This is a genomic window from Paracoccus laeviglucosivorans (assembly GCF_900182695.1).
Taxonomy (GTDB): domain Bacteria; phylum Pseudomonadota; class Alphaproteobacteria; order Rhodobacterales; family Rhodobacteraceae; genus Paracoccus; species Paracoccus laeviglucosivorans.
The window spans coordinates 234,724-257,299 of record NZ_FXTK01000002.1; the positions used below are offsets into that span (position 1 = coordinate 234,724).

The following is a 22,576-nucleotide window of genomic DNA, read 5'->3' on the forward strand; positions in this document are numbered from 1 at the left end:
CTAGGTCGCGGCAATACCGCGATTGCCGCCCCAGCGCGTGACGCAGAAATCCAGCGACAGCATCACGATTAGCGACAAGCCGACCAAGGGAAAGATGACGCCCCCCAAGGCCAGCATGGCGATCAGGCCCCGAAACACCCGCCGATTCTGGGGCATAGGCGGCACGCCAAGACGCCCCGCTGGCCTGCGCTTCCACCACATCGCTGCGGCGGCAACCGACATCAGGATGATGGCCATGCAGACCGCCAGCAGCACGATCTGATTTGCCAACCCGTAGGTCTGGCCCAGATGCGTGTTGATCCCCCACTCCAGCGCCCGCCCACCGGGGCCATAGTCGCCATAACTCATGTCCAGAAGCGGCTTGCCGGAATACTGGTCCAGATGCACAACACGCTGGCGGCTAAGGTCATCGGGATAGACCGAGCCCGTGAACACGCCATCGGGCGTTACAGGCAGTGACACGGCATAGCCCGGCGCAAGGCCCATCCGGTCGAACGCCGCCACCGCCTGTTCCAGCGTGATAGAGCTTGCCCCGACATTGGGGCTTTCGGGAATGCGCGCGTGCTCCAGCGACCATGAGGTCTGGGCGATGTCGTTCAGCTTGCGGTCCGACATGGGCACATCGACGCGCACTCCGCTGGGATAGCCGAAATTGCTGCCATTGGCCCATTCGTTGACATTGGCGCCCCAGACGCCGGACCACGGCATTCCCGTTACCGCCAGAAACACGATAAAGCCGCCCGCGACCAGCCCGGTCACGGCATGAAGATCGCGCCAGAACACCCGGCGCTGCGGCGTGCCGCGAACCGACAGAACGCCGCCTTTTTGCCCGCGCGGCCACCACAGGAAAAGTCCGGTTGCCACCAGAAGAACCGACCATCCCGCCGCGATCTCGATCGCATAGCGGGCATAAGGGCCAAAATATTTCAGGCTGTGCAATTGCCTGATCGTCCATGACAGCGTGGTGCGATCGGGCATGACGCCTTGCACCAGCCCGTCATAGGGGCTGACATAGACTGCCATGCGTCCACGATCGGTCGCTATGGTGACTTCGGCCGTGTCGCCCGCCTTGGCGGGTGGGGTAAATTTCACCGCCGTTCCCGGCACGACCTCTTGCGCCGAGGCAAGGATGGCATCGGGCGAGATGGTCACGTCGCTCATCTGCGCCACGTGCTTCAGGTCGGAGTGATACCAGCCGTCGATTTCATCCTTGAAAAGATAGGCGCCGCCCGAAAGTGACAGCGAGATCAGAAAGGGCAGGACAAGAAGTCCCGCGTAGAAATGCCAGCGCCACACGGCACGGTATAGATCCCCCGCCGCGCGTGCCGGGCGCGAGGGCCGCGATAAGGTAGTCATCTGTTTCCCCCTTGCGCGATTAGTGACCCGCATGAGGGTCGGCGGGCGCCCGTCCCCCGGCCTTGCGTGCGTTCATAGGGCCGACGGCCAAGGGAACCTCGAGCTGCCCCGCATTCTGAAAGACCAGCGTGGCATGGGCGGTCTGGCCTTCGGTAAAGGGGGTTGCGACCTTCAGAAACATCAGGTGGTTGCCGCCGGGCGTCAGCGTTACGGTCTGGCCTGCGGGAATGGGTAGACCGTCGGGCAATTCGCGCATCTTCATCACGTCGCCGTTCATGGTCATCTCGTGGACCTGCACCTCGCCTGCCTCGGGGGAACTGGCAGACACAAGGCGGTCATCGGCAGTGCCGTTGTTCGTGATGGTCAGATAGCCGCCCGCGACCGGGGCGTTGGGCGGCATGGCCCGCATGAATCCGTCCGAGACGGTCAGATCGCCCTGCGTCACGGGCTGAGCCTGTGAGCCAAGGGGCAGGGCAAGAAGCAACGCGCCAAGAATGGCGGATATGGTGTGGGTTTGCATATGGTTCACCTGATGCGGAATTGACGTCATGCGCCCGGTCGGACGCCGCGGCATGGGTCAGGTGACGGGCGGCCCTCGGGCCAGGGGGGTCAGCACCTCGGCCCTGTGGGCACGCGGGGCGGGGGTGACGTGCAGGTCCGCGGGCAGCAGGTTCGTCAGCATCGCCAAGGCCGCCAATGGGCCTGCGGCCAGCACCGGCTGGGCATGAGCGGACCAGTCGCAGGCCGGCTTGGGCGCTTTCGGTACGGGCGTATCGTCCGCCGCGCGATATTCGTCGGCGGGGATGACGGTGCCGTCATCGGCTACCACCATCTCGACCGGCAGGTGGTCGCCGCACAAAACGACCATGAAGCTTTCGCGGGCAGGGCCTTTGACGACCATCGTCCCCTGCGCCATCAGCGACAGCAACACAAAGGGCAGGACCGCAAGCAGCGCCAGCAACCGGGGCAAGGCCCGGCTTGCGAAAGCAAGACTGTTGGCGCGGTTGGTCAAGGCGTCCCCTTGGTCGGCATGATACCTGATAGGCGACCTTGCTGCACCGCGCCAGAAATTTTGTCCACAGGGCTAGATGTCGCATCTGATCGCATGGTCTGCAGGCTGTGATCGAAAACGGCAGCCACCTGTCCTGATGATCAAACATGTCCGGTCACGACCGTGTTCATGGTCCGGCTGCTGGCCGTATCGTTCTTTGGTTTGGCCCTATGGCTTGGGGGTTGCATACGCTTCGGCGCGGATGCTACTAGAAATGTAATAACATTACATTTAGGTGCCGCCATGCCAGTCAATCCCGATCCCAGTTCTGCGGACCCCCGTCTTCCCGTTACCGTGCTTTCCGGCTTTCTGGGCGCGGGTAAAACCACGCTGCTCAACCACGTGCTGAACAACCGCGAAGGGCGCCGGGTCGCCGTCATCGTCAATGACATGTCCGAGGTGAACATCGATGCCGATCTGGTGCGCGATGGGGCCAGCCTGTCACGCGCCGAGGAAAAGCTGGTCGAGATGACCAATGGCTGCATCTGCTGCACCTTGCGCGACGACCTGCTGCTTGAGGTGCGCCGCCTTGCTGCCGAAGATCGCTTTGACCACCTGCTGATCGAATCCACGGGTGTGTCCGAGCCGCTGCCGGTCGCGGCCACCTTCGATTTCCGCGATGCGGATGGCGAAAGTTTGGCTGACGTGGCGCGGCTGGACACGATGGTCACGGTGGTCGATGCGGTGAACCTGACGCGCGATTTCGCAAGCCACGACTTCATCGCGGATCGCGGCGAAAGCATGGGTGAGGGAGACGCGCGCACGCTGGTCAACCTGCTGACCGACCAGATCGAATTTGCCAATGTCATCGTGCTGAACAAGATTACCGAGGCCGGGCCCCAGCGGCTGGATCAGGCCCGCAAGATCATCCGCGCCCTGAACCCCGATGCGCGGCTGATCGAGACGGATTTTTCGCGCGTGGCCGCCCCCGAGATATTCAACACCGGCCTGTTCGATTTCGACCGCGCGCATGAACATCCGCTTTGGGCAAAGGAGCTTTACGGCTTTGCCGACCATGTGCCCGAAACCGAGGAATACGGCATATCCTCTTTTGTCTATCGCGCGCGCCAACCCTTTCATCCGGCGCGCATTCATGCTGCGCTGAACGGCGATTTGCCGGGCGTGATCCGTGCCAAGGGGCATATGTGGCTGGCCACGCGACCCGATTGGGCGGTGGAGTTCAGCCTTGCCGGAGCGGTATCCTCGATCGCGCCTCTGGGCGGCTGGTGGGCCAGCGTCCCGCCCGAGCGTTGGCCAACGCATCCCGACGCGCTGCGCGAGGTCGAAACGCATTGGCAGGAACCATGGGGCGACCGGCGGCAGGAACTGGTGTTTATCGGCAGCGGCATGGACCGCGCGGCGATTACCGCAGCGCTGGACGCGGCGCTGGTGGGTGCCGAAGAATTCACGCCATGGGATTGGCAAGGTCTGCCCGACCCCTTTCCCGAATGGCGCAGGCACGCGGCCTGATCCATGAGGCGCGTCAATCTGCAGACCTCGCTTCGGCGCAGTGGGAATGAGAATGCCATGGCCCGCTATGACGGTCTGCCGGACGAATTGCGGCGATGGCTGGCAAGCGCCGCCCTGCCATGGAGCGCACGCTCGGCCCTGCGTCTGTGGCAGCGCGCCTTGCGCGAATGTCCTGCGGACACAGGCCACGCCCTGCAAGCTTTGTCACGGGCCGAGATGCGTCTGTTGCAACGCGATGCCGCGTCGGTCTGGGGACAGGAATATCCGCGCGCCTGACCCGTTCAGGCGTCGCGGAAAGCTTTCAGGATATCCTGCACCAGATACGGTTTCTGGACGACCGGGACATCGGCAAATTCGTCCGGCAGATCGATGTCACGGCCATAGCCGGTCGCAAAGATGAAGCGCGTGCCGCGTGCCATCAACATCTGTGCTGCCGGGATCGAGGTTTCGTTCCGCAAGTTCAGATCCAGAACCGCAAGATCAGGGGCGTGATCCTGAATCATCTGCAATGCGGTCGCGACGTTCGGAGCAACACCCACGACCTCAAGCCCGTGATCCTGCAATTCCGCCTCAAGCGACATGGCGATCAGGATCTGGTCTTCGACAAGCAGCACCCGGCGGCCTTCAAGGGAAGAAAGGCGGGGGGCGTCATCCGATTTCAGCGCAGGTATCGCGGCCGAGGCGTCGCCATCCAAAGCGCGCAGGAAACGGGCGGGCAGGCGGAACTGGGCCACAACGCCGTCGGGCTGGAACGCCAGTTCGCTTTCGCCGCCCAGATCGAAGGGCAAAGAACGTTTGATCAGGTCTGAGCCGAACCCGGTCGTATCGGGAATCCTGACCCCTGTGACGTGGCTTTCCTGCCAGCGGATCGTGCAATCGCCGCCCGGCAGCAGCGACCACGTAATCGCAAGCTGTCCGCTGCGCTGCGACAATGCCCCATATTTCGCGGCATTGGTTGCCATCTCATGCAAGATCAGCGCCATTACGGAAAACGCACGTGAATCCAGTGAGATAGCCGGTCCCTGCAGGCGAATGTCGTCGCCTTTGGCTGAATATGGACCAAGCTCGGCCTGCAGCAAATCACGCAGCAAGCCCCCGTTTTCGTCGCGGATCACCTGATCATGCGCATTCGCCAGCGCCTGAATGCGACCGCGCAGCGCACTGGTATAGCTGTGCAGCGTTTCGCCATCGTGATGCTTTTGGCTGACCAGCGTGCGGATGACGGCAAGGATGTTCTTGACGCGGTGGTTCAGTTCCTGGTTCAGCACACGCTGACGAACTGCGGCGCGGGCGCGTTCGTCGGCCAGCAGTTCCGAGTTGAACAGCAACACCTCGACCACCGAAATCCGCAGTGCCTCGGCAAAGCGGTGATCGGCCTCGGACCACGGATGCGATTTGCCGCGCACCGTCTCTTTCCAGATCGCAAAGCTTTTGCGCGGGGTCAGACGGTCGCCCAAGGGGCCGGTTTCATAGGTCTTGTTCGGGTCGCCCGCCCAGTCCAGTGTCTGCTCGGCCTCTTGCCGGAAATAGAACAGGAAATCGCGGGGACGCTGCGACAGGGGGATGATCAGAACACCTGCGGCGATTCGTGTCAGATCGGTCGCTTCGGGCAGCAGCGTGGAAAGCTGGTCGGTCTGGAATATCTGACCATCCGGTGCGGCCTCGGCCAGACGCAGCAGCGGTTCGGCGGCTTCATGGCTGGGGGCGTGTCCCTGCTTGCTCCATTTGCCGTTGAACCACAGCGCGATGCCTTCGGCAGAAATCAGATCGGCAAGCTGGGGCAGGCGGTTTTCCAGCGCGGTGTTCACGTCCTCGCTGCGGCTGGCATCGACCATAAGATCGTCCAGCGCGCGGCGCGCCAGGTCTTCGGCCTTGCGGGCGTGCTTGCGGCGCAGCGAATCCAGATGCATCGAGAAGAATTCGCCCACCATCTCGGCTGCGGCGCGATCGGCCATGCTCAGCACCTTGGGCGCATAATGGTGGCAGGCGATCAGGCCCCAAAGCTGGCCGTTGATGATGATCGACACCGACATCGAGGCCGAGACGCCCATATTGCGCAGATATTCGCAATGAACCGGAGAGACGCTGCGCAGATGCGCATAGGACATGTCCAGCGCCGCCCCGCGTTCGTCCTGCACCGGCAAGACCGGGACGGGTTCAAAAGACGCATCGCTGATGACGCGGATCGGGTTGCGCAGGTAAAGCGCGCGGGCCTGCTGGGGAATGTCGCTGGCCGGGAAATATTGGCCACGGAAGCTTTCATGGACATCCAGCTTGGCCTCGCTGACGACCTTGCCCGCGCCATCCGGGCCAAGCTCATAGATCATCACGCGGTCATAACCAAGCTTGGCCTGAATCAGATAGGCGGCCTGCTGGATCACCGCTTCGGCGCTGTCCAGCGCGCGCAGGCGGCCCACGACGGTGCGCGCCATGCTCATGACAGCACCCAGATTTTCGGAAGCGGGTTCGAATTCCAGAATGGCGTGGCCGTCATATCGATGGCCGGTCACGTCGAAACTTTGCCCGTTCACCTCTAGCCCAAAAACCAGCGCGGGGCGGGGCTCATGCCCTGCAACGGCAAGTGCGTTGACCAGCGTGTGCACGTGGTCGGCCCCGATGATCTCGGCCAAGGGTTTGCCGTTGGGATCGTCGGTCAGCCCCAGCATCCGCATGGCATTGGCAGAATGGCGCAGCACGACACGGGCAGCTGCATCACAGGCCAGCAAGCAACCATGCGGTTGGATGCTGCCGGGAATATGGATGGGTTCACGGTCGCAGTTGGTCAGGTCAATCGGCTGACCAGCAAGCGAGGCATCCGACACGGAATTTCGGGTCATACCCCTGCCTCCACCCCATAGGCAAGAAGCGCGGTCTGAAAGACCTGCCGCGCCGCCGCAGTCGCGGGCTCGGGCGGGGCTGCGGATTGTTCCAGCCAGTCCAGAAACGCGGGCCAGCGGGTGGGTGCGGCTGTTTGCTGGGCCAGATGCCGTGCGCCGTGCCGTTCGTCGAAGCCCAGTGCCGCCGCGCGACGCGCGATCAGGCGCGCACCAAGGGCCGACCCCTCCAGAACGTAAAGCGCCGCAGCCTTCGCCGCGAAATCGTGTAAAGCAGGTGCGGGCGCGGCTGTCGGCACGGGTTCGCCCAGATCGGCCAGATCGGCGCGCAGATTGTCCAACAGCCGTTCGACCTGCCAACCCGCGTCGTCCAACGCCGGCTCCAGCGCAGCACGAAAAGCATAGGTGCCGCGCAGATAGTGACGATAATCCTCGGATCCGCGCATCTCACCCATGGCGCTGTCCAACGCATCGTGAAGATCGCGTGTCCCGCTCATCAGCAGGTGGCGCAAGGTCTGGGGCTGCAATCTAAGTGCCAAGGTCAATCTGCCGGTTGTTGCGGCAGGCCGTGCCGCGTTTGACGACGGTGAATAGACCTGACCGAGATTTCAATGCCAGAGTTTTCACATTCCTGATCGAATGTCCAATTTCCGGCAGAGAATTAACCTAAATCAATCTTGAACGGCGAAAAAGTGAAAACCCGCAAGTGTCTCGCGGGTTTTCCGATTCGTTTTTTCTGATGGATCATACGGTTGGGACGACCAAAGCGCGCGTGTGCTGGACGTGGCGCACGACCAGCTTTCGCGACTGTCGGCCCGACAGCAGCAAGCGCGCGCCATCCGGTGCGGCCTGCAGGCTGCGAAGTTCGGGGAAGATCGCGAAGATTTCGTCCAACGCTGCGGCGCCGACCGATTTCAGGGCTTCGGGTCCGGGATAAAGGGACTCGGTTTCGGCACCGTTAGAGATCACGATTTCATGCTGGTCAAACAGCATATGGAAATATTCGATCTCGGTGCATTCGGCGGCAATGTCGATGCCGTCGATCTGCAAAAGCTGTTTTGCGGCGACCAGAACCTCGGCTGCGCCGAACATCTTCATCGCGATGCGCGACCGCAGCAACACCCGATGCTGCGGAGAAACCAGCAGATCCTGCTTGGGCAATCCCATGCCAAGGGCACCAGCGCGAATGCGGATCGGCTGCATATTCTTATTTGCCGCAAGCGTCCGCGCATCCAGATAAGCGGAACCGATCCAACCGATCGGCTGCGCGCCGTGATCGCGGGTCAGAACCAGATCCCCTTCGTGCAGATTTTCGATCGCAATCTCGCCATTCGGCGTTGCAATCATTGTGCCACGGGTAAAGCAGGGCGCCTGCATCTGATTGACGGACAGCGAATTGTTGTCGCTGTCTTCAGTCCCCTTCCACACCGCACTAAGATGCGTGTGTTCCGGCGGCCATTCACCTTTGAACGTATATCCGACGATCTGACCTTGCGAGCTGATCGCGACAAGCCGGTATTCTTTCAGAACGCCATCGACCGTCGCGTTCAGCGTGATTTCAAATTCATTTTCCAGCGCCGAGCCTGCCGAAAACCGCTCGATCGGTTCGATCAGAAATTGCGTGCTTTCGCCCGGAGCATTGTCATCGAGCGACTGGTTGTTCTGATCCGTATCATGGACGCTGATTTCTACAGCCGACTGGCGCGTATAGGTAAAGGTGCCATAGGCATCCTTCCAGCCAGATCCGTCATCTGCAGTATTCGGATCGCGAATTGGTTGGTAACCGCCATCCGAAGTCGTGAACGCTTCAGGCGGAAGGACAAACAAGGAATAATTGGACATCGTTAAGACCCATCAAACTCGAAGTAACAGACGCCCTGAATGGGGCACCGACAAAGCCGATGGAGGAAATGCTCGAGATCGTCGCGAAAACAATCAAACAGGAACCCAAACAAATTCGACCATCTCGCAGATTGCAACAACACACATCCTGCTTGGGTTTCTTTTACGATGTGCCAAAAGCTTAGCCAATGGGGCCGATCATGTCTTTTTGGACAGGCGGGTTCCGGTGCGTCTGGGCGAAAACTGACGAAATAGTCAGCTACCGTTTTCCCGATTGTCGGGGCATAACGATGACGTTGTTGATCGGTAGCCTTGTTTTTGTTGTTAAGTGTTTATTGTTGCAGAAAAATTGCCGGGCGAGCGGTGGGGATCGCTCGTCCGGGAAAGAACGAAAAGTGCGATGGGCGTTCGTTTGAAGGGTGTCTGGATTGCGCTTTCAGGCGCTTTGTATGCACAGAACTCTGCTTGTGAACATATGCATTGCGGCGCGGGCGGCTGTAAGTTCATCGTGTTCCGGTGCCCATCTGGCCAGATCGCCCAGCAGCATTTTGCTGACCAGTCCATAAGCGAATGAATGGGCGGCGGCGATCAGCAATGGCAGGTTTTCGTCCTGCGAAAGTTTCCCCATTGATTTCGCCCGCATCAAGAGCCGCAGCATCAATTCATGGATGGATTGTTCGTAACGCATCAGCTTATCGTTATGCTGAAAATCCTCGGCAGGCATCGACCCGATAATGCGAAATTCGCGCGGGTGATTATATGCCCATTCGATATAGGCATCCGATAATGCTTGAAACTGCGCGACGGGGTCCTGATCATTGACCTTGACGATAGTGCGCACGCATTGATCATGCAAAAGCATCATAGCGTTTTCGGCTATCGCAACTAAAAGTTGCTGCTCTGATCCAAAAATCCCGCATAAGGAGTTTTCCGGCACATCCAGCTTGTCGGCCAGTTCCGCCATTTGCGGCATCTGTCCGGTTTCCGCGACAATATCGGTCGCGGTATTCAGGGCATCGGCATAAAGCGTTCTTCCCTGACGGCCATATTGGGACATCAAAGACTCCGTGATCCATTGGTGGCCTCGGGACAGAAAAACAATGACAACCAACGGAGAGCCGGCGCCCCTATAGCATCCCGGCTTGCGAAAATTCAAGTCGTGGCAGGATAACTTGCAATCAAACTGCCGGAACGTTGCGTCGGGTTGGACGGATAAAGTTAAAGCGGAACGGCCCGGCTGTCCTTGGGTGGCACACCATAGGCGCGACGGAAATCGCGGCTAAATTGTGTTGGGCTTTCATAACCCACGGCATAGGCGATCGGCGATACTGTTTCTTCTCCGTCCACCAAACGTTCGCGGGCAAGCGCCAGCCGCAGTGCCTTTTGATACTGGATGGGCGAGGTGGCGGTAATCGCCTTGAAATGTTCGTGAAAACTTGACGCGCTCATCCCGGCCACGGCGGCGAGGTCCTGCGTTCGCAAGGGCGCGTCCCAGTGCTGGCGGATATGCGAAATGGCGCGGGCGATGCGGCTGGCGGGGCTGCCGGGCTGCGACAGTTGGCGCATCATGCTGCCGTGACGCGACAGCAGGACGCGGAAATGCAGTTCGCGGCGGATCATCGGGCCAAGAATGCGTTCCTCAAGCGGGCGGTCGCGAAGCCGAAACAAGCGCGTCATGGCATCGACGACGCCCTGTTCCGCCGTTCCCGCCGCCACCGCTTCGCCGCGCGCAGCGTCTATGGTGCCCGGCTCCATTTCGGCCTGCAGACCGCGCAGGATTTCGGGGTCGATGCGGCAAGCCAGCGCGACATAGGGCCGATCCGGGGTCGCCTGGGTGATCCGCGCGCCCGTCACCAGTTCATGCGAAACCAAGGCCGTTTCGCCCGCTGCAAATCCCACCGCGCCGTTGCGATGTTGGATTTCTTTGGCCCCTTGGAGGACAAGGCAGATCATCGGATGATACAGCGTCAGCCGAATCTGTGATGGATGCCGCGCCCGCACGACGGAAAGCCCATCCGGTCCCGCAGGCACGGGTTGGCTTTCCGTGCCATGTTGCTGGGCGATCAGGACACAATCTTCGATCAGTTGGGCATTGGTCTGTTCCATGACATCTGAATAAGACAGTCCGTATCGCATTTCACGCAGATTCCACCGGTTCGGAGGATTGGGCAAGTCTTGCGGAGGATGTGGCAGGCAATCCGTCCCGCCGTGCCGCATATTCCCACCATCCAAGACGAAGGAGAGCGGATATGAAAATCGCAGTCATCACCGGTGGTAGCCGTGGCCTTGGCCGGAACGCCGCGCTGCATCTGGCCCGCGCGGGCGTCGGGGTCGTGCTAACCTATCACGGCAATTCGGCAGCCGCCGATCAGGTCGTGGAGCAGATCACGGATGCGGGCGGCAAGGCCGCCGCGCTGCAACTTGATACGGCGGATGTCGGGACTTTTGCCGATTTCTCGGGCCGTTTGCGCGACGCCTTGCAACGGGGTTGGGGCCGCGCCGATTTCGACTATCTGTTTAACAATGCGGGGCATGGCATCCACAAACCCTTCATGGAAACCACGCCCGAGGATTTCGACGGGCTTGTGGCCGTGCATCTGAAAGGCGTGTTCTTCCTGACCCAGCAGCTTTTGCCGCTGATCGTGGATGGCGGGCGTATCCTGAACGTGTCCAGCGGGTTGGCGCGTTTCAGCCTGCCGGGATATGCGGCCTATGCTACGATGAAGGGTGGGGTCGAGGTGCTGAGCCGTTATCTGGCGCGCGAACTGGGCCATCGCGGCATTGCGGTGAACACGCTGGCCCCCGGTGCGATCGAAACGGATTTCGGCGGTGGCGCGGTGCGTGACATCCCCGAGGTGAACCGCATGGTTGCCGCTGCGACCGCGATGGGTCGCGCGGGTTTGCCGGACGACATCGGCGGCGCGGTCGCGTCGATCCTGACCGATGGCATGGGCTGGATGACCGGCCAGCGGATCGAGGTTTCGGGCGGCCAGAACCTGTAACCGGACCTGCCGCGGCGCGTCAGCCAGCCGCAAGAAAGGCCCGAAGCCGGGGCGCGACGAAATCCACGAAAGCCCGGACGCGCCCCGGCATCCGCGTGCCGCCAAGGAAAAGCGCGTGAATATCCTCGCGATCCTCGGCAATGGCGCCGGGCAGAACCTCGATCAGGCGACCGGCTGCAAGATCGGCACGGATGTGGAATTCGCCCATCCGCGCCAGCCCCATTCCGGCCAGCGCCATGCGGCGCACGGTTTCGCCGTTATTGGCCAGCAATGGGCGGCGACTGATCAGCCGCCCGCCTTCGCGCGCAGGCCAGATCGGAGAGGAACGGCGGAAGTTGAAGCTTAGAAAATCATGCCCGCCCAGATCATCTACCGTTTGCGGCGTGCCGACGCGCGCCAGATATTCGGGCGAGGCGATGATCTTGCGCTGTGCGCTGCCCAGTTTCAGCGCTGTCAACCCCGAATCCGACAATGCACCGACACGAAAGGCAATATCCGTGCGGTCCTGATACATGTCCACGATGTCGTCGGATAGCGACAGGTCCACCACGATTTCGGGATGGGCCTGCCAGAATGCTGGCAGCAAGGGCTCGATCCCGAAAACCCCCAGCCCGACCGAGGTGCTGATGCGGACCGTGCCGCCGATATAGGCCGCGTCCTGCGACAGATCGTGTTCGATCTGCTCCATTTCGGCCAGCAGGGCCTGACTGCGTTCGTAATAGACCTGCCCCTCGGCGGTCAAAGACAGGCTGCGGGTGGAACGCTCCAGCAGGCGCACACCCAGCCGGGCCTCGATCCGGGCGATCAGCTTGCTGACGCTGGAAGGTGTCATCAGCAAATGCTTGGCCGCGCGGGAAAAGCTGCCCGTTTCGACCACGCGCAGGAACACCTGCATTTCGCCCGCCCGATTGTCCATCACTAGCCTTTCGTGAAATCAGTTCACAGATAAAGTGGATCATGGCCATGTTATCAAGCCCGCCCGCGCTGCGTATGTCCGACCTACCAATTCGGAATGATCGCAGTAGCGAGGAAGATAACAATGCAATATGTGACCGCGGGCGGGGCAACGATCCCCGCATTGGGCTTTGGCGTGTTCCGCATGTCGGATGCCGAGGTCGGGCGGATCGTGCCCGCCGCACTTGAAACAGGCTTTCGCCATTTCGACACCGCGCAGATCTACGGTAACGAGGCGGCGCTTGGCCGTGCGCTTCGAACCGCCGGAGCCGCGCGGGACGACCTTTTCCTGACCACCAAAGTCTGGATCGACAATTACAGCGCCGATCGCTTTGCGGCCTCGGTCGATGAAAGTCTGGACAAGCTGGGCGTGGATCGCGTCGATCTGCTGTTGCTGCATTGGCCGGGTGACAAGGTGCCGGTGGCGGATCAGATCGCGCTGCTTAATCAGGTGCAGGCGGCGGGCAAGACGCGCCATATCGGCGTCAGCAACCAGAACCTGACGCAGCTGCGCCAATCGGTCGAGGCAAGCGCCGCACCCATCGTCACCAATCAGATCGAGGCGCATCCCTATCTGGACCAACAAGCCATGCTGGTTGCGGCCAAGTCGGCTGGTGTCGCGCTGACCGCGTATTTCGGCATGGCCGATGGTGCCGTTCCGCGTGACGGGCTGCTGCAACAGATAGGCGCAAAACATGGCAAGACGGCAGCGCAGGTGGCGCTGCGCTGGCTGATCCAGCAGGGGTTCATCGCCTTGTCCAAGACCGCCAATCCCGCCCGCCTCCCCGAGAATTTCGCCATCTTCGACTTTGACCTGACGCCGCAGGACATGGTCGCCATCGCGGGCCTTGCCCGTCCCGATGGTCGCCTGGTCAGCCCCGAAGGACTGGCCCCCGACTGGGCCGCATGAAAGGATATCACATGACGCAATCTGACACTGTTCGCCGGTCGGGATTCAACTGGCCGCTGCTGGCGCTGGCCATCGGTGCCTTTGGCATCGGCACGACCGAGTTTTCGCCCATGGGCCTTTTGCCCGTCATCGCCGAAGGGGTGCAGGTCTCGATCCCGACCGCTGGGCTGCTGGTCAGCGCATATGCGATCGGCGTGATGCTGGGTGCGCCGATCATGACGCTGGTGTTCAGCCGCTTTGGCAAACGCACGGCGTTGATGCTGCTGATGGCGATCTTCACGGTCGGCAACCTGCTTTCGGCCATGTCGCCGGGCTATACCACGTTGCTGCTGGCCCGGTTGGTCACCAGTCTGAACCACGGTGCATTCTTCGGCCTTGGCGCAGTCGTCGCGGCCAGCGTCGTGCCGCGTGAAAAACAGGCCAGCGCCGTTGCCGCCATGTTCATGGGCCTGACCATCGCCAATATCGGCGGCGTGCCTGCCGCGACCTGGATCGGTCAGCAGATCGGCTGGCGCATGGCCTTTGCGGCCACGGCGGGGCTGGGCGTCCTGGCCATCATCTCGCTTTGGCTGGCGCTGCCCAAGGGCGAACCGGGCCAACGGCCCGACGTCCGGCGCGAATTGCGCGTGCTGACCCGCCCCGAGGTTCTGATTGCAATGGCGACCACAGTTCTGGGCGCAAGCGCGATGTTCACGCTGTATACCTATGTCGCCCCCATCCTTGAGACATTGGCTGGTGCCTCTGCGGGGTTCGTGACGCTGGCGCTGGTGCTGATCGGTCTGGGCTTTACGATCGGTAACTGGCTGGGCGGCAAGCTGGCCGACTGGTCGCTGGATGGGGCCACGGCGATCTTTCTGGCCGCGCTGGCGCTGATCATGCTGGCGATGCCCTTCCTGATCGGTCACGCGTTGACCGCCGCTATCGTGCTGCCGCTTTGGGGCGCTGCTGCCTTTGCCATCGTGCCGCCCGTGCAGATGCGGGTGATGCAGGCCGCAGCCGAGGCGCCGGGGCTGGCGTCCTCGATCAATATCGGGGCGTTCAACCTTGGCAATGCCGTGGGCGCGGCTGTCGGCGGCGCGGTCATCAGCCTTGGCCTTGGCTATGCCGCAGTTCCGGTCGCGGGCGGATTGCTGGCGGCGGCGGGTCTGGGGCTGGTCTGGCTGGGACGTCAACGCGCGCGCGACGGCGCGCTGGCCATCGGCACCTGATCCACGCACCATCCGATATGCGCAGCGGCGGGAACGGTCATCGTTTCCGCCGCTTTTTCGTGGCGATGGAACGCACCTGGCCCGCCCGGAATTTCATCCTTGCGTCACAGGGATGTCGTCCATCGGTTGCATCCCCTCATCACATCGGGCGTCAGGAAAGGAATCGTCTTGCCTCACCTTAGCCTTAGAAACATCTCCAAGTCCTTTGGCGAACAGGACGTTCTGACCGGGATCGGGCTGGAATTGCCCGCCGGCGCGTTCCTTGCGCTGCTTGGTCCGTCGGGTTGCGGCAAGACCACGCTTTTGCGCCTGATCGCGGGGTTGGAACGCCCCAGCCAGGGTAGCCTGTGGCTGGACGGGCGCGAACTTGCGGGGCCGTCCACCTTTGTCCTGCCCGAGGCGCGCGGGCTGGGAATGGTCTTTCAATCCTATGCGCTTTGGCCGTCGATGACGGTGCAGGGCAATGTCGAATTCGGCCTGAAGGTTCAGGGCATGTCGCGGTCCGAACGCAAGGCTCGCGTGGCCGAGGTGCTGGCGACCGTGGGGCTGGATGCCCTGGCCGATCGCCGCCCGCATGAGCTTTCGGGTGGGCAGCGTCAGCGCGTGGCGCTGGCACGCTCGCTGGCGTTGCGGCCACGGATGATCCTGCTGGACGAACCCTTGGCCAATCTTGACGCGCATCTGCGCCAGTCCATGCTGGCCGAGTTTCGCCGCCTTCACGCCGCGACCGGCGCGACCTTCGTATTCGTCACCCACGATCAGGACGAAGCGATGGCCGTCGCCAGCCATATCGCCGTCATGTCGCAGGGCCGCATCGAACAGGTCGGCACGCCCGAGACGCTTTACCGCCGCCCCAAAACCGCCATGGTCGCGCGGTTCATCAGCCACGGCATGACGCTGCCGGTCGAGGTGACGGCGCGCGACGGCGATCTTTGCCGCACCTTGCTGAACGGGCAGGTGCTTGGGCTGCCCGGCAGCGCCGCTGAAGGTCCGGCGTGGCTGTGCCTGCACCGCGAGGATCTGACGATTGCCCCCGCAGGCCAGGGCCATATCCGGGCCGAGGTGTTGGGCCAGAATTTCCGCAATGGCCGCTACCTGACACATGTGACGCCGCAGGGCATCGGTGCGGATGTGCTGTCGCTGGCGCTGGACCACCCTGTCGCTCAAGGCACGGCCTTGCACATCAGGATCGCGAGCGGCTGGGTCATCGCGCGGGATGGCGGCACGCCCGTTGCCTCGCAGGGTGCTTACCTGACGGAGCGCGTGGATGCCTGAATTGCGCACGATCTCGGGCGTCGGGGTCAAGGGGCCGGCCTGTTTCCTGTTGCGGATGGGTGGTCGCAACCTGTTGCTGGATCTGGGCAAGGGGCCAGATGACGCGGCCCTGCCCGATATTTCCGACTTGCCGCCGATCGACGCGATTCTGTTCAGCCACGGCCATGCCGATCACACGGGCGGGTTAGATCTGTGGCAGCGCCTTGGCCGTCCGCCGCTTTTCGCGACCGCCCCCACCATCGCGCTGACACAGGAAGCCGCGCTGCAAACCGCCACCCCGCTGGAGGGGCTGCGCGACGTCATGGGTCTGCCCTTTGACATGGGTCCGGCAGGCCATGCGCCCGGTGCGGTGTGGATGCGTCTGGGCGGATCCGAGGGGCTGCTTTATACCGGCGATTACAGTGCGGAAAGCACGCTGTTTGCCGTCTCGGACCCGCTGCCCGCGAAAGCGATGATCCTTGATGCCGCTTACGGTGTGGCGGATGTCGCGCTGGATGAACAGGCGCGCCAGATCGCCGACAGCATCGCCTTTGACGTGTTGTTCCCGTGTCCGGCGGGCGGGCGAGGGCTGGAACTTGCAGCCTATTTCCTTGATCGCGGCCTGCCTGTGGCGCTGTGTCCGTCGCATCGCGATGTGGCGCAAAAGCTGATCGCGCATGGCACATGGCTGACCGATCCCGACATGCCGCAGCGCCTGCTGGACCGGACCGAGGTGCTGACCGAAACCTCGCCCTTGTCGGGCATCATGATCGCCGCCGGACCCAATGCCGAACGCGGCGTGGCCAAGGCGATGGCCGGACGGATCGCGACCGAGGGGCGGGGTGAAATCGTCTTTACCGGGCATCTGGCCAGGGGTGCGCCCTCGCATGATCTGATTGCGCAGGGTCATGCCCGCTTTATGCGCTGGAACGTGCATCCGACGCTTTCCGGTCAGCAGGCGCTGGTGAATGCCGTGGGTCCGCGCCAGATGCTGGCCGCGTTCTGCGCCCCCGAGAAGCTGGCGGAGCTGCAGGCAGCCACCGACTGGCCCATCGCCCAAGGTCAGGAGATGCGGTGGTGAGCCTGCTGGACCATGCCGAATTCTATTTCCTGCGCCATGGCCAGACGCAGGCCAATGCCGACAGTGTGCTGGGGGGCTGGACCGACCTTCCGCTAACCGATCTGGGTCTGCGCCAAGCGCGCGATGCAGCGCTGCGACTTGGCGATGTGCCGATTTCGGGGCTGCATGTCTCGCCCCTGATCCGCGCGTATCAGACGGCTGAGGCGGTCCTGACCCTGCGCCCTGACCTGCCGATGACCCCGGCGCCGCTGCTGCGCGAACGCAACTGGGGCGTATGGGAAGGCCAGCCGACCGTTACGCTTCGCCGCGAAGCAACCCTGCCCGAGGGTGAAGGGCCGGAGGAATTCCGCACCCGCATCCGCGCGGGACTTGCCGGGATCCCGTCGCAGGCCGCTGTGCCGGTTCTGATCGTCGCCCATTCCGGCACCGCGCGCGAGATTTACGCAGCCCTTCGCATTCCATTCCAGCGCCCGGCCAATTGCGCGCTGCTTCGCTTTTCCAGACCCACCGCCGGTCACGGCTGGCAGGTTCAGGAAATATGACTTCTCCCTCCTCCTCCTCCCAATGACGAAGGTTTCCATGTTCAAGCCCCTTTACATCGCATCGGCGCTGGCTTTGCTGGCGGGCACGGCTTCGGCCGAGACGCTGACGGTCTATACCTCGCAGCCGCAGGACCAGATGACGCAGGTCATCGAGGCGTTCCGCAAGGACCACCCGGAAATTCAGGTCGAACTGTTCCGTTCCGGCACGACCGAGGTTCTGGCCAAGCTGCAGGCCGAATTCGCCGCAGGGAATTCGCCCGCCGACGTGCTGCTGATCGCGGACGCCGTGGCAATGACCAAGCTGAAGAACGAAAACCGCCTGATGCCCTTCCCCGAGGCGAAGGTGGACGGGATCGACCCCGCGCTGATCGACGCCGACAAGACGTTCTTCGCGACCAAGCTGATCACGACCGGCATCGTCTATAACACCGACAACGTGAAACAGCCGCCGAAAAGCTGGGCCGATCTGGCAACGCCCGAAATCGCATCGCAGACCATCATGCCGTCGCCGCTATATTCCGGCGCGGCGGTGATCCATGTCGGCACGATGGAACAGCAGCCCGAATTCGGCGCGGCATATATGGAGAAGCTGGCCGATGGTGGCGCGGTCGCGGGGCAGGGCAATGGCACCGTGCTGGAGGCCGTGGCGCGCGGCGAGAAATCCTATGGCGTGCTGGTCGAATACATGGCGATGAACGCCAAGGCCAAAGGCTCGCCGGTCGATTTCGTCTTTCCGTCCGAAGGCGTGACCGCCGTGACCCAGCCCGTCGCGATCGTCGCGGGGACCAATGTGCCCGACGCTGCCAAGGCGTTCATTGACTGGCAGCTGTCCAAGGCCGCGCAGGAACAATCCGTCGCTCAGGGCTATTTCCCGCTTCTGGCCGATGTGAAAGCCCCTGCTGGCTACCCCGAGGTCGCCTCGGTCAAGGTCATGCCTGCGGATAACGCCAAGCTGCTGGCGGATGACAAGGCGATCAAGGAAGGTTTTGCGGACCTGTTCGGTGGCTGACCGGATGCTGCCGCGCATGTTTGGCGGCAGCGACGCGGGCAATGGCGAGCGGTGGCTTGTCATTGCCCTGTTTCTTTATGTCCTGCTGGTCAGCGTCTGGCCGTTGGGGCAGGTGTTTCTGACCGCATTCCAACCCGGCGATGATGGGCGACCGCTGGGCCTGATGGCGGATACGCTGACCGCGCGGGCGACCGGGCGGGCGCTGAAGAACACGCTGGTCGTATCGCTGGGCTCGGTTGCGATCTCGGTCGGGCTGGGGGTGGCGCTGGCGTTGACCGTCGGGCTTTTGCGGATGCGGGCGCGCGCGGCGCTGACATTCCTGATCCTGATGCCGCTGATCATCCCGTCCCAGACCATGGCGCTGTCATGGATCGAACTGTTCGGCAGCAACTCTCCGGTTCTGCGCCCGCTTGGGCTGGCGCCGCAGGGCGCGAACCCGATCTATTCGTCGGGTGGCATCGCGCTGGTCATGGGGATCGAGCACATGCCGCTGGTCTTTATCGCGATCCGCGCCGCGCTGTCGGGCCTGCCCGCCGATCTGGTCGAGGCGGCGCGAATTGCCGCTATCCCCTATCCCCGCATTCTGCGCAGCATCATCCTGCCAATACTGGCACCATCAATATTGGCGGGCGGGCTTCTGGCATTTACGGCGGCGGTGGGCAATTTCGGCGTGCCTGCGCTGTTGGGCATTCCGGCGCGTGTGCCAGTGTTGACCACGCTGATCTATCAACGACTGAACGGCTTTGGCCCCGAGGCGGCGGGGCAGGTCGCGGTGCTGGCGATCCTGCTGACGCTGATCGCGGTCGCAGCGCTTTTGCTGCGTAGCCTGCTGACGCGGCAGCTGCGAATGCCGATGAGCGGTTCTGGCCGCGCCTTCGTGGCCGAACATGCCGCCCCCGGCTGGGCGCAGGTGACGATCTGGGCAGTGGTGCTGATGATTGCGGTTCTGCCTTTGGCGGCGCTGACAATGACATCCTTTCTGCCAGCAGTCGGCGTGGCATTTTCGGCGACCAATGTCAGTCTGGCGCAATATCAGGCGGTGCTGGGCAATGACGCCGTGCTGCGCGCATTCGCAAATTCCTTGTGGCTTTCGGGCTTATGCGCCGCAATCTGCGTGCTGGTGGCGGTGCCCTATGCCTATCTGGCCGCCCACCGTCCGGGGCCGCTGCTGGCTGCCATAGACCTGATGGTCGAGGCGCCTTGGGTCGTGCCGGGTACGGTGGTTGCACTGGCGATGATCCTTGCGTTTCTGCAGCCGATCATGGGTGTTTCGATCTATGGCACGGCGGCAATCATCGTTCTGGCCTATCTGGCGCGATTCCTGCCACTGGTGCTGCGTCCGGTCACTGCTGCGGCACAGCTCCATGATCCCGCGCAGGACGAGGCTGCGCGCATAATCGGTGCGGGATTGCTGCGACGACTGGGGCAGATCTTTGCGCCCGCCGTCATCGCATCCACTGTCGGGGGTGCCATTCTGATCATGATGACCGCGATGAATGAACTGACGCTGTCGGCGCTGTTGTGGTCAACGGGGAATGAAACCATCGGCGTCATGGTATTTTCCTTACAATATGAAGGAAATTCGACCGCCGCCGCCGCCGTATCCGTGCTTTCGACGCTGCTTTTGTTCGCGATTTGCGGGCTGGCACAGCTTTTGTCGCGTCATTTGCCCGGCAATGCGCTGCCATGGCAAAATGGCTAGGTCATTGCTCCAGATAGCGGCGCAGCGCGTCCGGGGAAATGACGTTTAAAGTGCCGTATCCGACTTCCAGCCAGCTTTCCTGTTCGAATTTCTTCAGCGTGGCGTTGACGGTGTGGCGCGAGCAGTTCGACAACTCGGCCAGATCGCTTTGCGTGACCTGCACGGGGTTCGGCACATAGGGTCCGTCGTGACCATCCGCCCCCGTGACGCGCAACAGCACCGCGGCGATGCGCTGGTCGGCGCGCCGGATCAGCAGATCCGACAAAGCCCTGATCAGAATAGCCGAGTTGAAGGCCACAAGCGTCATCAACTGATTGCGGATGCCTGGATCGCGTTTCTGCATCCGATCCAGAGCTGCCAATGGAATCTGCAAAACCACTGAAGGCTCCATCGCGCGAAACTCCAGCATGCGTCTTGCACCTACGGCCATCGGACCTTCACCGAACCAGCTGCCCGCGCGATAGATATGGCCCATCACGATGCCGGATGCCGGGTTCTGCCCCATCACGCCAAAGCTACCCTCGACCACGCCGAAAATACCGCCGAGATCATCACCGATATGATAGGTATATTCGCCCGGATCGTATAGCTGTGGCTGCCCCGCCTCGAATAAGGCGTCGCGCAGCTTTGGGTTTTGCAGGGCCAGCCAACCGCGCGTGGCGAGAACTTGTCTGGCCCGTTCCTTGCATAGCAAACTTTTCATATAAAATTCTTTAAACGATGCCCCATAACCTTATTTGATTGTCAACTTTCAGACAATCACGTGACGCAAATCTCCTTAAGACCCGTTTAGCCCTGCATGCAGGCGATATTTTTTCTGACCGATGGAGTGGCGCCGTGGCCCAACAGGAGCTGAAGAAAGACATGCCCCATACGAAGAACCCCGACATGATTGCGTTCACTTTGGGGCGGGTCGCGCTGCATCTGATGCAAAGCGGTGGCGTAATCGGGGAAACGGAAATTCGTCATCGGCTGATGGACATCGTGCAGAACGGTCATCAGGGCGGCGTGACCCCCGAAATGGCGCGGGGTGCATTGCTTGCGCTGGGTGATCTGCGCATCGTCGCGGCCTGACCACCGCCGGTTTCTGACCAGAAACCGGGCAGCCTGTGGCGTGACCAGGATCAAAGGATGGCGACGACAACAAAGTTGCAAATCCGCGCCAAATCCCTTTTCCCCTCAGCCTTTGTGATTGATCCGCAACTTGCGGCAGAGGATGGATCGCCAGACCGATTCATCGATGGGGGGCACGGTGAGATTTTCGATATTGACGGCATTGACGGGCGCGTTATGCGGCGTGACTGTAAAGGTCGCAAGGTAATCACGCGCATCTTATGCCAGAACAAAAGCCAGCCCCTCAGCCCGCGCCCGACCCGTATCAGTCCCGGCCCCGGCGATATGTCTTTCTGCTTCTTGATCGGTTCACGATGATTTCCTTTGCCGCGGCGATCGAGCCGCTGCGGCTGGCAAACCGGCTTTCGGGTCGCGAGCTTTACAGCTGGTGGCTACTGGGCGAAAACGGCGAAAGCGCGGCCTGTTCGAATGGCTCGCGCATCGTGCTGGATGGCGGTCTGGCCGAAACGCAGCGCGACGATACGATCATGGTTTGCGGTGGCGTCGATGCAGCGCGGGCGGCGACGCGGCCCGTGCTGGGCTGGCTGCGCCGCGAAGCGCGTCGCGGTCCCCGCGTCGGCGCGCTGTGCACCGGCGCATGGGTGCTGGCCGAGGCGGGCCTGCTGGATGATCGGCGGGCGACGATTCACTGGGAAAATCAGGACGGCTTTGCCGAGGAATTTCCCGATGTGACGCTGATCCGCACGGTCTTCGTCGAGGACGGAAACCGACTGACGGCTGCGGGCGGCACGGCTGCCATTGACCTGATGCTGCGCCAGATCGCCCGCGATCATGGCACCGAGCTTGCCAATCGTGTGGCCGATCAGATGATCCACACGTCGATCCGGTCCGAAGACGACCATCAGCGCCTTTCAATTCCCACTCGGATCGGCGCACGTCACCCCCGTCTGGCGCAGGTCGTGGCCCGGATGGAGGCCAATATCGAAGATCCGATCAGTCCGGCCCGGCTGGCGATCGACGCCGACATGTCGCCACGCCAGCTTGAACGGCTGTTTGCGCGTTATCTGGGCCGCTCGCCCAAGCGGTATTACATGGAATTGCGGCTTGAACGGGCGCGCAACCTGCTGATGCAGACCGAAATGAACGTGATGGAGGTGGCGCTGGCCTGCGGTTTCGCCTCGGCGGCGCATTTCTCGAAATGCTACCGCGCGACTTACGGCAGAACGCCTTATCGTCAGCGCGGCGCATCCGAGACCATGCCCTAGGGCCCGCCGCCCGTCTGCGGGC

The 22,576-nt window shown here is 62.3% G+C and carries 23 protein-coding genes; 13 read left to right on the top strand and 10 right to left on the bottom strand.

Annotated elements, in window-relative coordinates; translation table 11 throughout:
* Genes FN835_RS03190 through FN835_RS03200 form a run of 3 tightly spaced genes read right to left on the bottom strand, consistent with a single transcriptional unit; the run spans position 1 to position 2,368 of the window.
* Positions 1-1,356: a PepSY-associated TM helix domain-containing protein gene (locus tag FN835_RS03190; protein ID WP_142661752.1), complete on the bottom strand. Its 1,356-nt coding sequence runs from the start codon at positions 1,354-1,356 to the stop codon at positions 1-3.
* A 19-nt stretch (positions 1,357-1,375) separates the two neighbouring features.
* Positions 1,376-1,876, bottom strand: coding sequence for a copper chaperone PCu(A)C (locus FN835_RS03195; RefSeq protein ID WP_142661753.1), 501 nt, complete (start codon positions 1,874-1,876; stop codon positions 1,376-1,378).
* 57 nt (positions 1,877-1,933) lie between these two features.
* Positions 1,934-2,368 (bottom strand): hypothetical protein, encoded by a 435-nt coding sequence (locus FN835_RS03200; protein WP_142661754.1) that lies wholly within the window; start codon positions 2,366-2,368, stop codon positions 1,934-1,936.
* A 282-nt stretch (positions 2,369-2,650) separates the two neighbouring features.
* Between FN835_RS03200 and FN835_RS03205 the strand changes: the two genes are divergently transcribed.
* A complete protein-coding gene (locus tag FN835_RS03205) occupies positions 2,651-3,877 on the top strand; it encodes a GTP-binding protein (protein WP_142661755.1) in 1,227 nt (408 codons plus the stop codon).
* 3 nt (positions 3,878-3,880) lie between these two features.
* On the top strand, positions 3,881-4,153 hold the full coding sequence (locus tag FN835_RS03210) for a DUF6525 family protein (protein ID WP_221930390.1): 273 nt from the start codon (positions 3,881-3,883) through the stop codon (positions 4,151-4,153).
* Between the two features lie 5 nt (positions 4,154-4,158).
* On the opposite strand, the gene FN835_RS03215 is transcribed toward FN835_RS03210, so the two are convergent.
* From FN835_RS03215 to FN835_RS03235, 5 genes are all read right to left on the bottom strand, one after another.
* Positions 4,159-6,714 (bottom strand): HWE histidine kinase domain-containing protein, encoded by a 2,556-nt coding sequence (locus tag FN835_RS03215; protein WP_142661757.1) that lies wholly within the window; start codon positions 6,712-6,714, stop codon positions 4,159-4,161.
* Positions 6,711-7,250: a biliverdin-producing heme oxygenase gene (locus FN835_RS03220; protein ID WP_142661758.1), complete on the bottom strand. Its 540-nt coding sequence runs from the start codon at positions 7,248-7,250 to the stop codon at positions 6,711-6,713. The genes FN835_RS03215 and FN835_RS03220 overlap by 4 nt, the downstream gene beginning before the upstream one ends.
* A 205-nt stretch (positions 7,251-7,455) precedes the next feature.
* The gene (locus FN835_RS03225; protein WP_142661759.1) at positions 7,456-8,553 is read right to left on the bottom strand and encodes a Hint domain-containing protein; all 1,098 of its coding nucleotides are present in this window, start codon (positions 8,551-8,553) and stop codon (positions 7,456-7,458) included.
* Positions 8,554-8,989: 436 nt separating this feature from the next.
* Entirely contained in the window at positions 8,990-9,610 is a 621-nt protein-coding gene (locus tag FN835_RS03230) for a TetR-like C-terminal domain-containing protein (protein WP_142661760.1), read from the bottom strand.
* Between the two features lie 161 nt (positions 9,611-9,771).
* Positions 9,772-10,659 (bottom strand): AraC family transcriptional regulator, encoded by an 888-nt coding sequence (locus FN835_RS03235; protein ID WP_185958566.1) that lies wholly within the window; start codon positions 10,657-10,659, stop codon positions 9,772-9,774.
* 143 nt (positions 10,660-10,802) lie between these two features.
* On the opposite strand from FN835_RS03235, the gene FN835_RS03240 reads away from it, so the two are divergent.
* On the top strand, positions 10,803-11,555 hold the full coding sequence (locus FN835_RS03240) for an SDR family NAD(P)-dependent oxidoreductase (protein ID WP_142661762.1): 753 nt from the start codon (positions 10,803-10,805) through the stop codon (positions 11,553-11,555).
* A 19-nt stretch (positions 11,556-11,574) separates the two neighbouring features.
* On the opposite strand, the gene FN835_RS03245 is transcribed toward FN835_RS03240, so the two are convergent.
* A complete protein-coding gene (locus FN835_RS03245; protein WP_142661763.1) occupies positions 11,575-12,471 on the bottom strand; it encodes a LysR family transcriptional regulator in 897 nt (298 codons plus the stop codon).
* A 123-nt stretch (positions 12,472-12,594) separates the two neighbouring features.
* On the opposite strand from FN835_RS03245, the gene FN835_RS03250 reads away from it, so the two are divergent.
* The 7 genes from FN835_RS03250 (at position 12,595) to FN835_RS03280 (ending at position 20,215) form a co-directional block, all read left to right on the top strand.
* Positions 12,595-13,419 carry an aldo/keto reductase gene (locus FN835_RS03250; protein WP_142661764.1) on the top strand — a complete coding sequence of 275 codons (825 nt, stop codon included), beginning with the start codon at positions 12,595-12,597 and terminating at the stop codon, positions 13,417-13,419.
* Positions 13,420-13,430: 11 nt separating this feature from the next.
* A complete protein-coding gene (locus tag FN835_RS03255; protein WP_142661765.1) occupies positions 13,431-14,627 on the top strand; it encodes an MFS transporter in 1,197 nt (398 codons plus the stop codon).
* A gap of 168 nt (positions 14,628-14,795) precedes the next feature.
* A complete protein-coding gene (locus tag FN835_RS03260; protein WP_142661766.1) occupies positions 14,796-15,902 on the top strand; it encodes an ABC transporter ATP-binding protein in 1,107 nt (368 codons plus the stop codon).
* Positions 15,895-16,962 carry an MBL fold metallo-hydrolase gene (locus tag FN835_RS03265; protein WP_142661767.1) on the top strand — a complete coding sequence of 356 codons (1,068 nt, stop codon included), beginning with the start codon at positions 15,895-15,897 and terminating at the stop codon, positions 16,960-16,962. The genes FN835_RS03260 and FN835_RS03265 overlap by 8 nt, the downstream gene beginning before the upstream one ends.
* Entirely contained in the window at positions 16,959-17,504 is a 546-nt protein-coding gene (locus FN835_RS03270; RefSeq protein ID WP_185958567.1) for a histidine phosphatase family protein, read from the top strand. Before FN835_RS03265 ends, FN835_RS03270 begins: the two co-directional genes overlap by 4 nt.
* A 37-nt stretch (positions 17,505-17,541) precedes the next feature.
* Positions 17,542-18,513, top strand: coding sequence for an ABC transporter substrate-binding protein (locus tag FN835_RS03275; RefSeq protein WP_142661769.1), 972 nt, complete (start codon positions 17,542-17,544; stop codon positions 18,511-18,513).
* A complete protein-coding gene (locus FN835_RS03280) occupies positions 18,506-20,215 on the top strand; it encodes an ABC transporter permease (protein WP_185958569.1) in 1,710 nt (569 codons plus the stop codon). Before FN835_RS03275 ends, FN835_RS03280 begins: the two co-directional genes overlap by 8 nt.
* Position 20,216: 1 nt before the next feature.
* On the opposite strand, the gene FN835_RS03285 is transcribed toward FN835_RS03280, so the two are convergent.
* The gene (locus FN835_RS03285; protein WP_142661771.1) at positions 20,217-20,918 is read right to left on the bottom strand and encodes a Crp/Fnr family transcriptional regulator; all 702 of its coding nucleotides are present in this window, start codon (positions 20,916-20,918) and stop codon (positions 20,217-20,219) included.
* Positions 20,919-21,052: 134 nt separating this feature from the next.
* Here FN835_RS03285 and FN835_RS03290 point away from each other — a divergent pair, with 134 nt between their 5' ends.
* The 3 genes from FN835_RS03290 to FN835_RS03295 are packed head-to-tail and all read left to right on the top strand — an operon-like array spanning position 21,053 to position 22,554.
* Positions 21,053-21,289 (top strand): hypothetical protein, encoded by a 237-nt coding sequence (locus tag FN835_RS03290; protein WP_142661772.1) that lies wholly within the window; start codon positions 21,053-21,055, stop codon positions 21,287-21,289.
* A 57-nt stretch (positions 21,290-21,346) separates the two neighbouring features.
* Complete coding sequence (locus FN835_RS21160; protein WP_185958579.1) at positions 21,347-21,646, top strand: hypothetical protein; 300 nt, start codon at positions 21,347-21,349, stop codon at positions 21,644-21,646.
* Complete coding sequence (locus FN835_RS03295) at positions 21,550-22,554, top strand: GlxA family transcriptional regulator (protein WP_142661773.1); 1,005 nt, start codon at positions 21,550-21,552, stop codon at positions 22,552-22,554. The genes FN835_RS21160 and FN835_RS03295 overlap by 97 nt, the downstream gene beginning before the upstream one ends.
* Positions 22,555-22,576 lie beyond the last annotated feature (22 nt).